The organism is Phenylobacterium sp. (genome assembly GCF_036963605.1).
GTDB lineage: Bacteria > Pseudomonadota > Alphaproteobacteria > Caulobacterales > Caulobacteraceae > Phenylobacterium.
In genome coordinates this window covers 1-13,684 of record NZ_JBALUY010000083.1, presented here as the reverse complement: position 1 = coordinate 13,684, position 13,684 = coordinate 1, and the positions used below count along the sequence as shown (strand labels likewise).

Genomic DNA, 13,684 nt, shown 5'->3' with positions numbered 1-13,684 from the left:
AACGCCGAGGCCTTGGCGCAGCAGGTGATGGCCAAGGGGTTGTCGGTGCGTGACACCGAGGCCCTGGCGCGCAAGGGCGCCGAGCCGGCGGTCCGTGGTGGTGGTACGCGCAGCGGTGGCGGCTCAGGCGCCGACAAGGACACCGACACCCTGGCCCTGGAGAACGACCTGGCCGAGGTGCTGGGCCTCTCGGTGCAGATCGCCGACCGCGGCGGGGCCGGCGAGCTGAAGATCAGCTACAAGACCCTCGAACAGCTGGACGACCTCTGCCGCCGGCTGTCGCGAACGGGGTGAGAGCAGCTCCGGGTTTCGCCGTTTTAAGGGCGCCCACGGCGCGCAGGGCCAGGGATTGCGCAAATCCCACCCTAACACCGTCACCCTGGGCCTTGTGCCCAGGGTCCCTCTCGACGCTTACGCCCGCCTCGACGAGGGACCCTCGGGACAAGCCCGAGGGTGACGCGTGTGGGTGGGCGGGCCTCGGTCAGACCAGACCCGGATAGAGGTCGGCCCAGTGTGGATTAGACGCCTCGATCAGGTTGATCTTCCACTGGCGAGGCCAACGCTTGAGAGATTTCTCCCGACCGATCGCCACGCCCATATCATCGTGGGGCTCGTACCAGACCAGGCGCCTTAGCCCATAGCGCCGGGTGAACCCTGGCTCCACGCCCTCCCGATGCTCCCAGATGCGGCGGGAGAGCTGGCTTGTCACGCCGATGTAGATCGTCCCGCGGGGCCGGTCGCTCATCATATAGACCGCGATATAGGCCTCGCGCCCGACCATCGCTTCGCCCTCCCGTCAGCCCCCACATACTAACCGTCTCCCCGCCACCGTCATCCTGGGCCTTGTGCCCAGGATCCCTCGCGCCGCTTGCGCCCGCCCTCGACAGGGACCCTCGGGACAAGCCCGAGGGTGACGCGTGTGGGAGTGGCCGGCGTGCATCGACCATCCTAATCATCGCCGTCATGGCCCGGCTTGACCGGGCCATCCATGAACACCGGCAAACGGCTGTGCGCATAGGCCTCGGGACGAGCCCGAGGGGGACGCGTGTGGGGTGTGGCTTGCGGGCCCTACAACCCCATCCGCCGGGCGCGGGCGGCGATGGTCAGGGCGAGGCGCTCGGCGATCAGGCGGTCGGGGCTGCCGGTGGTCTTGCAGGCCCGGTCGGCGGCCAGGACCTCGGGCTGGATCACGTCCAGGGTCTCCAGGCTCCAGGCGCGGGCCTGGCGCAGGAATTCCCGCTCATTCTTCCAGAAGATACCTGAGGCCTTGGCGGCCTCGGGCAGGCCCGCCCCGCTCTTGACCAGGGTGAGCGTGCGGCGCAGGCGAGCGAGGTGCTGGCTGATGGCCCGCACCGCGGCGGGGCCGCTCTCACCCTCGGCGGCGGCCCGGCGCAGGCCGCTCTGGGCCTCGGCGATGCGGCCGCCAAAGGCGTCCGACGCCGCATCGGCCAGGGAGGCCTCGGGCTCTACCCCTAAGAAGTCGTCCAGGTCCTTGGGCGTGGCGGTGACGCTGCTGCGGGGCCCGAGATAGAGGATCAGCCGCTCGATCTCCTGGCGGGCCACGCCGCGATCCTTGGGCAGGCGGGCGACGAAGAGGGCGAGCGCCTCGGTGTTCAGCCCCACGCCCTCGGCGTTCAGGGCCTCGCGGACCAGGCGGGCCATGTCGCCGGGCTCGTCCTCGTAGCAGGGGATGACGGCGCAGGCGGGCGCCTTCTCGGCGATCTTGCGCAGGACGGAGTCGCGGCCCAGCGCGCCGGCCTCGATCAGGAAGAAGGCCTCGGGATTGAAGGCGCCGTCCACATGGCCCTTCATCGCCTCGGCGGCCATTTTGTCGAGGCTGGCCTTTTCGCTGGAGAGCTTCAGGCGCACCAGGCGCCGGCCGCCCATCAGGGACTGGGAGGCGAGCTCGTTGTCCAGCCGCCCGGCGTCGCCGTCGATATCCCCGTCGGTCAGCAGGGCGACGTCGAACGGATCTTCGGGATTGGGGACGACCCTGCCGGCCAGCTGGCTGGCCCGCTCGCGTACCACGCCGATGTCTCGGCCATAGATCACCGCCCCGCGCATGGCGGCGTCCGGCTTGGCCAGGAAGCGCTCGATGTCCGGCCGGCGGCTGAGGATCATGCCGGCCGGCTCCTAGGAGCCCGGCCGCTCGGCGAACCAGGCGGCCAGCTCGAGCTGGATGCGCCGGGCGGCCTCGGCGGCGGCCCTTTCCTGGGCGTCCTGCTGGGCGGTGATGGAGGCGTAGGGCTGGTCGGCGGAGTCGTAGGTCAGCTCGACCCGGACCCGGCCGGTCTTGGCCGGCTCGCCGGTGGCGCCGGCCCGCAGGGTGTAGGCCGCCGTCAGCACGTATTCGTAGCGGGTGGCCACATTGTCCACCCGAAGACCGCGGGGGAACCGCTGCTCCGACAGATCGAGATCCAGGCGCCAGCCGGAGGCGCCGGGCCGGGTGGCCAGGGCGTCGTTCAGGGCCTGGGTGACGAGGTAGCCGGCCCGGCCGCGGGGGCTGGGCACATCGATGTCGGACAGGCCAAGGGTGACGCCGGGCTCGGCATAGAGCGGCCGGAAGCCGCAGGCCGAGAGGGCCAGGGTCGCAAGGCTGAGCGCCAGAACGCCGGCGCGGCGGAGGGATCTGGTCATCATCTAGTTGGCCACGATGTTGACGATGCGGTCCTTGACCACGATCACCTTGCGGATGGTCAGGCCCTCAAGGCGCCGTGCGATCTCCGGGTCGTCAAGCACCATCTTCTCCACATCGGCGGGCTCGGCGCCGGCCGGCGCGCTGATCTCACCGCGGCGCTTGCCATTGACCTGCACGGGCAGAACCTTGACGGAGTCCTCGGCCAGGGCCGGATCATAGTCCGGCCAGGGCGCGACAGCCACCAGACCTTGGCCGCCGATCCTCGCCCAGCATTCCTCGGCCAGGTGCGGGGTGAACGGAGCCACCAGCCGGGCGAACACCGACAGGGCCTCCTGACGGGCCGCCAGCCCCGCGGGGGTGGCGTTCTGGGCGGGATTAGCCTTGAGAACATTGAGGAATTCGTACAGTCGCGCGATGCCGGAATTGAACCGGAAATCGTCCACCGCCTCGGTCATGGCCTTGATCAGCCGGTGGCTGGCCCGGGTGAGGGCCAGCGCCGCCTCATCGGGCTCGGCGGCGGGAACGCTGGCCGGCTGGCTTTCGAACTCGGCCCAGACCCGGTTGACGAAGCGCCAGGCGCCCTCGACGCCGGAATTCGACCACTGGGTGTCGCGTTCGGGCGGGCTGTCGGACAGGACGAACAGGCGGGCGGCGTCGACGCCATAGACCTCGAAGATCTCCTCCGGGGCCACGGTGTTCTTCTTGGACTTCGACATCTTCTCGACGTCGCCGATCACCACCTCTTCGCCGGTCGCCGCCAGCACCGCGCGGCGGGTGTTACCGCTGGTCTGGACCTCCACATTGCCGGGCTCCAGCCATTCGCCGGACGGGTGGCGATAGGTCTCGTGGGTGACCATGCCCTGGGTGAACAGGCCGGCGAAGGGCTCGCGCACCGACAGCATGCCCTCATCGGCCAGGGCCTTGGTGACGAAGCGGGCATAGAGCAGGTGGAGGACGGCGTGCTCGATGCCGCCGATATACTGGTCCACCGGCAGCCAGTAGTCGGCGGCGGCCTTGTTGATCGGCGTCTCGGCGGTCGTGTCGGTGAAGCGGGCGAAGTACCAGGACGAGTCCACGAAGGTGTCCAGCGTGTCGGTTTCCCGCGTCGCCGGCCCGCCGCAGGCCGGGCAGTCCACATGCTTCCAGGTGGGGTGGCGGTCGAGCGCATTGCCAGGCTTGCCGAAGTCCAGGTCCGGCGGCAGGGCCACGGGCAACTGGTCCTTGGGCACGGGGACGACGCCGCACTTGGCGCAATGGATCACCGGCACCGGGCAGCCCCAGGCCCGCTGGCGGGCCACGCCCCAGTCACGCAGACGGTAGACTGTGGCGCCTTCGCCCAGGCCCAGCTCTTCGACGCGGGCGATGGCGCAGGCCTTGGCGGCCTCGATGTCCAGCCCGTCCAGGAAGTTCGAATTGAAGATCACGCCCGGCCCCGTATAGGCCTCGGTCTCGACGCGGACGGTGTCAGGCGCCTCGCCTGGGGGCAGGACCACGGGCTTGACGGGCAGGTCGTACTTGCGGGCGAAGTCCAGGTCGCGCTGGTCGTGGGCCGGGCAGGCGAAGATCGCGCCCGTGCCATAGTCCATCAGGATGAAGTTGGCGATCCAGACCGGCAGCTTCCAGTTCGGATCGAACGGATGGGCCACATGGAGGCCAGTCTCATAGCCCACCTTCTCGGCGGTCTCGATCTCGGCGGCGCTGGTGCCGCCCTTGCGGCATTCGGCGATGAAGGCCGCGGCCTTGGGGTCGGCGGCCGCCAGCTGCTCGGCCAGCGGGTGATCGGGCGCAATACCCACGAAGCTCGCCCCATAGAGGGTGTCGGGGCGGGTGGTGTAGACGTTCAGGCCCGTCTCGAAGCCGGCCGGGGCCTCGCCCGCCCAGGGGAAGGCGAACTTCAGCCCCTTGGAGCGGCCGATCCAGTTCTCCTGCATCAGCCGGACCTTGTCGGGCCAGCGGTCCAGGGTCTTCAGGTCGTCGATCAGTTCATCGGCATAGTCGGTGATGCGCATGAACCACTGGTTCAGCTTGCGCTTTTCCACCACCGCGCCTGAGCGCCAGCCGCGGCCGTCCACCACCTGTTCATTGGCCAGCACGGTCTGGTCCACCGGGTCCCAGTTGACCACGCCCTCGCGGCGATAGACCAGGCCACGGGCATAGAGGTCCAGGAACCAGGACTGCTGCTGGCCGTAATATTCCACGTCGCAGGTGGCGAACTCCCGGCTCCAATCGATGGAGAGGCCGAGCTGCTTCAGCTCGTCCTGCATCCGGGCGGTGTTCTGCAGGGTCCAGCCGCGGGGATCGACGCCCCGCTCCATGGCGGCGTTCTCGGCCGGCAGGCCGAAGGCGTCCCAGCCCATGGGATGCAGCACATTGAAGCCGCGGGCGCGCTTGAAGCGGGCCACCACGTCGCCGAGCGCATAGTTGCGCACATGGCCCATGTGCAGACGCCCCGAGGGATAGGGGAACATCTCCAGCACATAGTATTTCGGCTGGTCCGGCTTGATCTCGGCCTTGAAGACCTCGGCGTCGGTCCAGGCCTTGCGCCATTTGGGCTCGACGTCCTTGGGATTGTAGCGCGCCATGACTGGCAGCCTTCACGATCTTGTAGGGAACGAAGACCGGCGAACCCTTGGGGACGCGCCGGCCACGGCAGGGACGGCGCGTTCGATCTGGCAGGCTGAACGCGCCCCGGGGGGTCAGCCCCGGATGTTCGAAAGTCGAAGCTGGCGGGCCCGGGTGAGGATGGCGTTCTCCAGGTCGACCTCGGTCTGGGCCGAGGGTGGGGCGTCGGTCCACTGACCATCGGCCCCGCGAACCTGCTTGAACAGGGCCACGTTCAGGCCGTCGGCCCGCAGACGGGAGTCCAGGATGTAGACCGTCGCCTTGAACCGCTCATTGGGCAGCTCTTCGCTGGAATACCAGTCGGTGATGATCAGGCCGCCATAGGGGTCGGCCGAGACCAGGGGCATGAAGGACAGGGTGTCGAGGCTGGCGCGCCACAGATAGCCATTGACCGAGATCGAGGCGGCCGGGGCCTCGTCGGCGTCGCCGCGTCCGAACAGGCGGAAACCGCCATCGTCATTCCCGCGCGAGGCGCAGGCCGACAGCGAAACCAGGCTGAGCGCCAGGACGCCGGCAGAGATCTTAGAAAGGCGAGCTCCGCGCACAAACGGCATGTTCGTCCGTCTCCAGTGATAATTTCCGCGTCGTGATCACGCCGCAGCGCCGCCCCCGCGTCCGCGCCCTCTATAACAACCTGACTGCAGGCGCCAAACAGGAATCACGTGGCCCTGGCGCCACATGAACGGCCCATTGTGCAGCCGAGGCCCGGAGTCACGCATCGCCCGGTTGACCGCCGCGTTCTGGGGCCTCTAATCGAAAAGACGGCGCGGATCGGACCACCTGATCGGCGCCTGCGGGGCGCAGGGGGCCCTTCGACGGTGAAAATGTCCTTCCGGACGACGGTTTTGTTGGCGAGCGTCATGACCCTCCTGGGGTCGACGATGGCGCACGCCCAGGCCGCCAAGCCGAAAGGCGTCGATTTCACCGTCCGCAGCGAAGCTCTGCCTCAGGGGGGAAAGACCCTGAAGTGGGGATTGCAGAACGGCCGCTGGGGCGTGTCCCTCGATCTGGACCAGCCCACCGGCCGCGACGTACAGCTGAACGACGTGCAGGCCGGCGCCTACTTCAGTGTGACGCCGAGCCTCCGCGTCGGCGGCGCCGTCGCCCTGGGCGAGAAGGACGAGCCGGCCTTCAAGAAGACCCAGCCCACCGACGCCGCCCCGCGGGTGCGCCTCGAGACGGCCCTGAAGTTCTAGGACCAAGGGTCCGGATTATCGGGGCGAAAGCCCCTCCACCGCCGCCAGACCCACCACGCCCGAGGCCAGCAGCCGCCGGGCGTTTTTCGTATTGATCCCGCCCAGGGCATAGACCGGCCCGTCCGCAGCGCGGACCAGGGCGGCGAGCCGCATGGGCCCTAAGGGCGGGCCGGCGCTGGCGCTGCGACTGGGAAAGATCGCCGAGACCACCACCGCCTGGGCGCCCAGGGCCAGACCCCGGCGGGCGGCCGGCAGGCTGTGGGCCGCCGCCGTCACCAGCCACCCCGGATGGGCCAGGCGCAGGGCGCGCGCGCGATGGGCCAGGCGCTCGGGCAGATGGACGCCGTCGGCCCCCACAGCACGGGCCAGGGCCGGATCGGCGCCGATCAGCAGCTTCACGCCGCCGCGGCGGGTCACTTGGCGCAGGGCCTGGGCCACAGTGAGGGCGTAGGGCGCCCCAAAGGCCCGGTAGATCACCGCGGCGCCGGGGGGCAGGGCCGCGGCGGCGGCCACGGGATCGGGGGTTCGGGCCGGGTCGGTGAACAGCAGAAGCGGCGGCAGGGGGTTTTGCGCCCGCGCCCGGCGGCTTAAGGACCATGCGGTCCGCCGCAGGTCCCAGAAGCAGAAGTCTCCCGCCATGCCCGACGCCTCCTTCGACAGTGCCGCCGCCCGCGCCGATGTGCTGGCCAGGATCGCCCGCGCTGCGCAAGCCGCCGGTCGCGAGCCGGCCGATGTGACCCTGGTGGCCGTCTCCAAGCAACAGCCCTGGGAGCCTGTGGCCCAGACGCTGGCGGCGGGCCAGACAATCTTCGGCGAAAACCGGGTGCAGGAGGCGCAAGCGCGTTGGGCCGATCACCGGGAGGGTGTTGAACTGCGGCTGATCGGGCCTTTGCAGACCAACAAGGCCAAGGACGCCGTGGCCTTCTTCGATGTCATCGAGACCCTGGACCGCGAGCGGCTGGCCAAGGTGCTGGCCGAGGAGATCCAGGCCCAGGGCAAGGCGATGCGCCTCTATGTGCAGGTCAATACCGGCGAGGAGCCGCAGAAGGCCGGAGTCCTGCCGGCCGAGGCCGACGCTTTCATCGCCCAGTGCCAAGAGACCTATGGCCTGGAGATCGAGGGGCTGATGTGCATTCCGCCGGCCGACGAGCCGCCGGGGCCGCACTTCGCCCTGCTGGCCAAGATCGCCGCGCGCAACGGGCTTGCGCGGCTTTCCATGGGGATGAGCGGGGATTTCGAGACGGCGGTGCGCTTCGGCGCCACCAGCGTGCGGGTGGGCTCGGCCCTGTTTGGGGCGCGGGCAGGGTGAAGGCTTAGCGGTTTCTTCTGCCGTCACCCTCGGGCTTGACCCGAGGGTCCATGCGCACGGCCGTCCGTCGGTGCGCATGGATGGCCCGGTCAAGCCGGGCCATGACGGTTGGGAGGTGTGGGCGGACGGGCGCCGACGCCATTCGGCGATCGCCGTGAGGGTTCAGGCCTCGATCGCCAGGGCGTCCCCCGGGGCGGCCTGGGCCAGGACCGTTTCGAGATCAGTCCGTGACAGGGCGATGCAGCCTTCGGTCGGCGCATAGTCCGGCTTGGCCAGGTGCAGGAAGATGGCCGAACCCAGGGGGGCGACCGGCGGGTCGTCATTGTGGCCCAGCACCACCACCAGGTCATAGAGCCCGTCCTCCCGCCACAGGGCCTCGTGGCTGGCGGCGAACGGGCGCTTCACCAGCCGGTTATAGTCGGGATGGGCCGGGTCGTCGCACCAGCCATCCTCCGGCGCGATGGCCCGCACAGGCAGGGTGGTGACAGGCGCCGGCCCCCGGTCGGGGCGATAGAGGACATAGCGCAGGGGCCAGACGCCGAGGGGCGAGACGCCGTCCCCCTCGCGCTTGTCGGCCGCCGGCGCCATGCCGCCGCGGCCGATGGCGCAGGTCATCAGATCGTCGCCGGCCCGGAAGCGGCCGCTGGAATCAGCGTGGAAGATCAAGGCGCAGCTCCCAAAATTCTTTGCCCGCAGACGGCGACACGGTGCATGTTCTGACCCATGGCGCAAAGAAAGACCCTGCTGATCATCGACGACGACGACGACCTGCGCGGCGCCGTCGCCGAACAACTCCAACTGAACGACGAGTTCCTCGCTGTCGAGGCGGCCACTGGCGCCGAGGGCGTCCGCCTGGCCCAGGAAAGCCGCCCGGACCTGGTGCTGCTGGACGTCGACCTGCCCGACATGAACGGCCGCGAGGTCTGCAAGGCTCTGCGCGACCAGGGCCTGGCCGCGCCGGTCATCATGCTGACGGCGGCGTCGTCGGACGAGGACACGGTCCAGGGCCTGGAGGCCGGGGCCAATGACTATGTCACCAAGCCCTACCGGTTCGCCGTGCTGCTGGCCCGCATCCGCGCCCAGCTGCGCAGCCACGAACAGTCGGAAGGCGCGGTGTTCCAGCTCGGCGGCTATGAGTTCCGACCCTCGGCCAAGATCCTGGTGGACGAGAACGAGCGCAAGATCCGGCTCACCGAAAAAGAGACCAACATCCTGAAGTACCTCTACCGGGCCGGCGACAAGTCGGTTTCCCGCGAGGAGCTTCTGGCCGAGGTCTGGGGCTACAACGCCGGCGTCACCACCCACACCCTGGAAACCCACGTCTATCGCCTGCGCCAGAAGATCGAGCCGGATCCGGGCAACGCCCGCCTGCTGCTGACCGAGGCCGGCGGCTATCGGCTGGCCCCTTAGGGACCCGGCCCGGCAGGACGAAGAACCTCAGGCCGGGACGTAGGTCAGCCGGACCACGTCCTCGCCGATCCGGTCATGGGTCACCAGACGCAGCGGTGGCCGGGGGCCTGCGAAATAGGGCGCGCCGTCGCCCAGCACCACCGGGTGCAGATAGATCCGGTACTCGTCGATCAGGCCAAGGGCGGTGAGGCTTTGGGCCAGGACCGGCCCGGCCACCTCGATCTCACCCGTGTGCTCGGCCTTCAGCGCGGCGATCTCGGCGGCCAGATCGGGTCCCAGTAGCGTGGCGTTCGGGCCGACGGCCTTCAGCGTGCGCGAGGCGACCCACTTCGGCTGCCGCCGCCAGGCCGCGGCGAAGGCCTGCTCGTCAGGCCCCCAGTCGGGCTGGTCGTCGTCCCAATAGCGCATGATCTCATACATCTCACGGCCATAGACGCTGCCGGCCTGACCCTCCGCCTCGGCGATGAAGTGGCGAAACAGGGTGGGGTCCGGCGCGAACCTCATATGGTCCACATAGCCGTCCAGCGACTGGTTCATCCCAAACACGAGCCGGGCCATCGGCGGATCCTTTCCTTGCAGTCCTATTGCAATATGCAACTGGTTTGGGGTGGGGGGCTACAGGAAAAGAGGGGACACGAAGGACTTGAAGACAAGCGAAGGACACGACGAGCGGCGGTGACACGGCCCACCTTCCACCGTCATCCTGGGCCTTGTGCCCAGGATCCCTCGTGACGCTTGCGCCTGCCCTCGACAGGGATGCTCGGCACAAGGCCGAGCATGACGGTGGTGGGGAGGCGAGGTGCGCTGGGACGCCCGGCCTCCCACACCGTCATGGCCCGGCTTGACCGGGCCATCCATGCACACCGACGAACGGCCGTGCGCATGGACCCTCGGGTCAAGCCCGAGGGGGACGGGTTGTGGGTGCGAGGGGCGGGCTCGCTTTCAGCGTGGCTCGGCCAGCCGCCGGACGTTTTCGACCCCCTGGCGCATATAGGCCCGCCAGAAGATGGTGATGATCAGGACCAGCAGGGGCGCCGCCAGCCGACTTCGGGGGACGAAGGCGTAGCGCCAGGTGATCTCCGTTCGATCCGGCGCGGCCTCGACAAAGGTCCATTCGCCAAAGGCCGCCGTGGTCAGGGCCGAGAGCGGGCCGGTGAACCCGTCCACCCGATAGGCGAACCGGGCGCGGCCCTTACGCGGCGCCGCCCCGTCGCAGGGATCGCTGCCCAGAATCTCCTCGCGCACCGACGTCCCATCGGCCAGCCGCACCCGCCGCGCGCTGCCCACCACGTCCCAAGGCCCCGTCTGATCGCTGGTCCCCACCACTGCCGGGATGGGGCCGGAGCCCCTGGGAAACACCTGCGCCAGGTCGATGGGCACGAAGACCGCCCAGACCTGGGCGAGGGAGGCCGAGGCTGTGGTTGAGACTTCAGCGGAGGGGCCGGCCTGCAAAAGGTCGTTCGAGATGCGCTCACCCATGGGCTTCCCGTTCCACACGTCATCCTGGGCCCTGTGCCCAGGATCCCTCGCGACGCTCGCGCCCGCCTCGACGAGGGATACTCGGCACAAGGCCGAGCATGACGCGGTGGGGGAGGGCGACAGAGCTTAGGCCGTCCTTCACACCCGTCACAGCCCGGCTGGGCATGGGCCATCCATGCACGCTGGCGAGCGGCGGCCAGGGGGAGTTTGGTCCGGAGGGCTCGGCATCGGGCCCCAGGGTCTGGGAATGCACCGCTATTGCCCGGGAAGTCATGCGTCTCCCACTCAGTCCGTATCCCGAATTCCGGCAAACGGTGTCATTTTTTTGGACGAACATATCGTAGAGCCGCATGGGCTCCTAAAAGAACCAATACAAGCACAACTGACTTAGATGCCAAATAAAACGTCTCAGGAGATGAATTCATCTCGCCCCTTCTCACATAGGGCGAAAGTACTCCAACGCCAAAATAGACTAAAATGCCATTGCATAAAGCCAATAATAAAAGCGGAATTCTTTCCCAAGACGGTCGCAAGAAGGCTGCGAGCGCAAATAAAACGAAGGAAATAATCGCCATAGCGCTGACATAATGAATAATCATTTCCATTGCATCGTGCCCGAACGACATTGCCCAATATCCAAATTCTCCACGAAGAGGGATGGGATCGCCAGCTGCGACCTGCAACACTTTACTGAAGGCCAAGACCCCCCGTAGCAGTGGTGAGATAAATCGAGGGGCCTCACGGTGCTGTCCCCGCCTCACCCAGGGATGCTCGGCGCCGGGCCGAGCATGACCCCACGGTCTAGACTCAATGTGCGGAGATTCGTCAGAGGCCACTGGCGGAGAGGGTGGGATTCGAACCCACGGTACCCGTAAAGGTACGCCGCATTTCGAGTGCGGTGCTTTCGACCACTCAGCCACCTCTCCTAGGGCCAGTCGGGGGCCTGGGTTTGAGCAGGCCCGCTGAGCGAGGCGCGGAACCTACTCAGGTCGGGCTTGCTCTGCAAGCGGCGGATGATCAGTCCATCAGCCGCTGCATCAGATAGACATAGTGCCGCGCCCAGCGGGCGGCGTTGAGCTGGGGGTCGGCGTCGTTGGCGTGGCCGCCGGCGGCGGGCTCGTAATAGATGTAGGGGACGTCCAGCGCTTCCAGGGCGGCGGCGAACTTGCGGGCGTGGCCGGGATGGACCCGGTCGTCGCGGGTGTTGGTGGTGATGTAGGCTTCCGGGTAGTCGGTCCCGGCCTTGAGGTTCTGATAGGCCGAATAGCGGGCGATGAAGGCGCGGTCTCCGGCCACCTCGGGGTCGCCATACTCGCCGACCCAGGAGGCCCCGGCCGGCAGCCGGTGATAGCGCAGCATGTCGATCAGCGGGCTTTCGATCACCACGGCGTTCCACAGCTCCGGATGCTGGGTCATGGACACGCTGGTCAGCACCCCGCCGTTGGAGCGGCCGTAGATGCCTAGGCGTTCGGCTGAGGTGATCTTGCGGGCGAACAGGTCGCGGGCCACGGCGGCGAAGTCGTCGAAGGCCAGCTGGCGGTTCTCCCGCAGCACCGACTGGTGCCAGGCCGGGCCGAACTCGCCGCCGCCGCGGATATTGGCGATCACGTAGGCGCCGCCTCTGGCCATCCACAGCTTGCCGGCCTCGGGCATGTAGATCGGCGGCTTGGCGACCTCGAAGCCCCCATAGCCGTACATCAGGGTGGGGATCTGGCCGTCCAGGGCCGCGGCTTTTGGGCGGACCACGAAATAGGGGATCTGAGCGCCGTCGCTGGAGGTCGCCCAGTGCTGCTCCACCAGGTGGGTGGTGGGATCGAACCGGTCGGGGAGGGCGGCGACCTGGCGGGCGCTGGCCGCAGCCGCATCGGCCAGCCACAGGCTGGTGGGCGTAAGAAAGCCCTCGACCTTAGCGAACAGGGCGTCGGTGGTGGAGGCGAGGTCGGTCAGGGTGATGTTAGCGTCGGCGGGCAGGGGCAGGCGGGTCGAGGTCCAGGCGCCGTCCGCATAGGTCCAGGCGTCCACCGCGCCCTTGACGTCCTCCAGCAGGGCCACGACCAGTCGGCTGTCGGTTGACCCGACCTCCTGGATGGCCTGGCGGGGGCCGGGCGCGAAGATCAGCTGGGCCTGGGCGCCGGCGGGGTCGGCCTTCAGCGTCGCGAGGTCGAAGGCCACCAGGGCGCCCTGGGGCAGGTCGCCATGGGCCTCCTGCAGCGAGAAGACCGCCTGGCCGCTCACATAGGCCTCGTACTCGGCCTTCTTCGGCAGGTTCAGGCGCACCGGCGCGCCCTCGCCAAGCAGCATGAAGTCGTTTTCGTAGAAGGTGATCCCGCGCCCGGCGATCACTGCATGGGCCTCGCCGCCCTCGCCCCTCAGGACGATGGGAAAGACCGACACGTCGGTGGGCTGGCCGCGATAGAGCTCGACAGCGGTTCCGTCGCGGGCCAGCGACTTCAGCACATAGGCGTAGCCGGACTCGGTCACCTCGCCGGGGACCCATTCGCGGGCGACCAGCAGGGTGTCGGCGTCGAGCCAGGCGGCGTTCTGCTTGCCTTCGGGCAGGGCGAAGCCGCCGGGGACGAAGGCCTTGGCGGCGGTGTCGAACTCCCGGATCTCGACGGCGTCGCCGCCTCCATCGGAGAGCTCCACCAGGCAGGTGGTCTCGGCGGGCTTCAGGCAATCGGCGCCATGGAAGAACCAGTTGCGATCCTCGGCCTTCGCCAGGGCGTCCATGTCCAGGATCGGAGTCCAGTCCGGGGCGCCGGCGGCATACGATTCCAGGCTCGCATGGCGCCACAGGCCGTGGGGATTGGCGTCGTCCTGCCAGAGATTGTCTACCCCGCCGGCCCGGAAGCTCGGGGTGGCGATACGGTCCTGGGCGGTGAAGATCGCCCGGGCCTCGGCCAGCAGGGTCTCGTAGCGGGGATCGCCCTCAAGCCTGGCCTTGGCCTTGGCGTTCTGACCCTCGACCCAGGTCATGGCCCGGACGCCGTCCACCTCTTCCAGCCACAGGAAGGGGTCGGGCGCATGGGC

General features: G+C 68.6%; 14 protein-coding genes, 1 tRNA gene and 1 pseudogene. 4 read left to right on the top strand and 12 right to left on the bottom strand.

Annotation, left to right across the window (positions count from 1 at the left end; genetic code table 11):
* A pseudogene (locus V7702_RS14300) lies at positions 1-294 on the top strand (ParB/RepB/Spo0J family partition protein); the annotation flags it as partial.
* A 187-nt stretch (positions 295-481) separates the two neighbouring features.
* Here V7702_RS14300 and V7702_RS14295 read toward each other — a convergent pair.
* The 5 genes from V7702_RS14295 to V7702_RS14275 all read right to left on the bottom strand — a co-directional run bounded on the left by V7702_RS14295 (position 482) and on the right by V7702_RS14275 (position 5,814).
* Positions 482-781, bottom strand: a complete 300-nt coding sequence (locus tag V7702_RS14295) for a GIY-YIG nuclease family protein (protein ID WP_335650770.1) — start codon at positions 779-781, stop codon at positions 482-484.
* 287 nt (positions 782-1,068) lie between these two features.
* Positions 1,069-2,121 carry a DNA polymerase III subunit delta gene (holA, locus tag V7702_RS14290; RefSeq protein WP_335650769.1) on the bottom strand — a complete coding sequence of 351 codons (1,053 nt, stop codon included), beginning with the start codon at positions 2,119-2,121 and terminating at the stop codon, positions 1,069-1,071.
* 12 nt (positions 2,122-2,133) lie between these two features.
* Positions 2,134-2,640: an LPS assembly lipoprotein LptE gene (lptE, locus tag V7702_RS14285; RefSeq protein ID WP_335650768.1), complete on the bottom strand. Its 507-nt coding sequence runs from the start codon at positions 2,638-2,640 to the stop codon at positions 2,134-2,136.
* Positions 2,641-5,220 carry a leucine--tRNA ligase gene (gene leuS, locus V7702_RS14280; RefSeq protein WP_335650767.1) on the bottom strand — a complete coding sequence of 860 codons (2,580 nt, stop codon included), beginning with the start codon at positions 5,218-5,220 and terminating at the stop codon, positions 2,641-2,643.
* 114 nt (positions 5,221-5,334) lie between these two features.
* Positions 5,335-5,814, bottom strand: coding sequence for a DUF3576 domain-containing protein (locus tag V7702_RS14275; protein WP_335650766.1), 480 nt, complete (start codon positions 5,812-5,814; stop codon positions 5,335-5,337).
* 306 nt (positions 5,815-6,120) lie between these two features.
* Between V7702_RS14275 and V7702_RS14270 the strand changes: the two genes are divergently transcribed.
* Positions 6,121-6,456 (top strand): NtrZ family periplasmic regulatory protein, encoded by a 336-nt coding sequence (locus V7702_RS14270; RefSeq protein ID WP_335650765.1) that lies wholly within the window; start codon positions 6,121-6,123, stop codon positions 6,454-6,456.
* Between the two features lie 15 nt (positions 6,457-6,471).
* Here the strand turns inward: V7702_RS14270 and V7702_RS14265 are convergent, their stop codons facing one another.
* A complete protein-coding gene (locus V7702_RS14265; protein WP_335650764.1) occupies positions 6,472-7,095 on the bottom strand; it encodes a thiamine phosphate synthase in 624 nt (207 codons plus the stop codon).
* On the opposite strand from V7702_RS14265, the gene V7702_RS14260 reads away from it, so the two are divergent.
* Complete coding sequence (locus V7702_RS14260; RefSeq protein ID WP_335650763.1) at positions 7,094-7,765, top strand: YggS family pyridoxal phosphate-dependent enzyme; 672 nt, start codon at positions 7,094-7,096, stop codon at positions 7,763-7,765. The genes V7702_RS14265 and V7702_RS14260 overlap by 2 nt on opposite strands.
* A gap of 162 nt (positions 7,766-7,927) precedes the next feature.
* Here V7702_RS14260 and V7702_RS14255 read toward each other — a convergent pair whose 3' ends face one another.
* The gene (locus V7702_RS14255) at positions 7,928-8,431 is read right to left on the bottom strand and encodes a L,D-transpeptidase family protein (RefSeq protein WP_335650762.1); all 504 of its coding nucleotides are present in this window, start codon (positions 8,429-8,431) and stop codon (positions 7,928-7,930) included.
* A gap of 57 nt (positions 8,432-8,488) precedes the next feature.
* On the opposite strand from V7702_RS14255, the gene V7702_RS14250 reads away from it, so the two are divergent.
* Complete coding sequence (locus tag V7702_RS14250) at positions 8,489-9,175, top strand: response regulator transcription factor (RefSeq protein ID WP_335650761.1); 687 nt, start codon at positions 8,489-8,491, stop codon at positions 9,173-9,175.
* A 27-nt stretch (positions 9,176-9,202) separates the two neighbouring features.
* Here the strand turns inward: V7702_RS14250 and V7702_RS14245 are convergent, their stop codons facing one another.
* From V7702_RS14245 to V7702_RS14225, 5 genes are all read right to left on the bottom strand, one after another.
* Positions 9,203-9,733, bottom strand: a complete 531-nt coding sequence (locus V7702_RS14245) for a dihydrofolate reductase family protein (RefSeq protein ID WP_335650760.1) — start codon at positions 9,731-9,733, stop codon at positions 9,203-9,205.
* A gap of 384 nt (positions 9,734-10,117) precedes the next feature.
* On the bottom strand, positions 10,118-10,654 hold the full coding sequence (locus V7702_RS14240; protein WP_335650759.1) for an SRPBCC family protein: 537 nt from the start codon (positions 10,652-10,654) through the stop codon (positions 10,118-10,120).
* A 317-nt stretch (positions 10,655-10,971) separates the two neighbouring features.
* Positions 10,972-11,355 (bottom strand): hypothetical protein, encoded by a 384-nt coding sequence (locus V7702_RS14235; RefSeq protein WP_335650758.1) that lies wholly within the window; start codon positions 11,353-11,355, stop codon positions 10,972-10,974.
* A gap of 135 nt (positions 11,356-11,490) precedes the next feature.
* Positions 11,491-11,580: transfer RNA gene (locus V7702_RS14230), tRNA-Ser, on the bottom strand.
* Positions 11,581-11,671: 91 nt separating this feature from the next.
* The coding region (locus V7702_RS14225; protein WP_335650757.1) for a prolyl oligopeptidase family serine peptidase at positions 11,672-13,684 on the bottom strand (2,013 nt) is incomplete at its 5' end.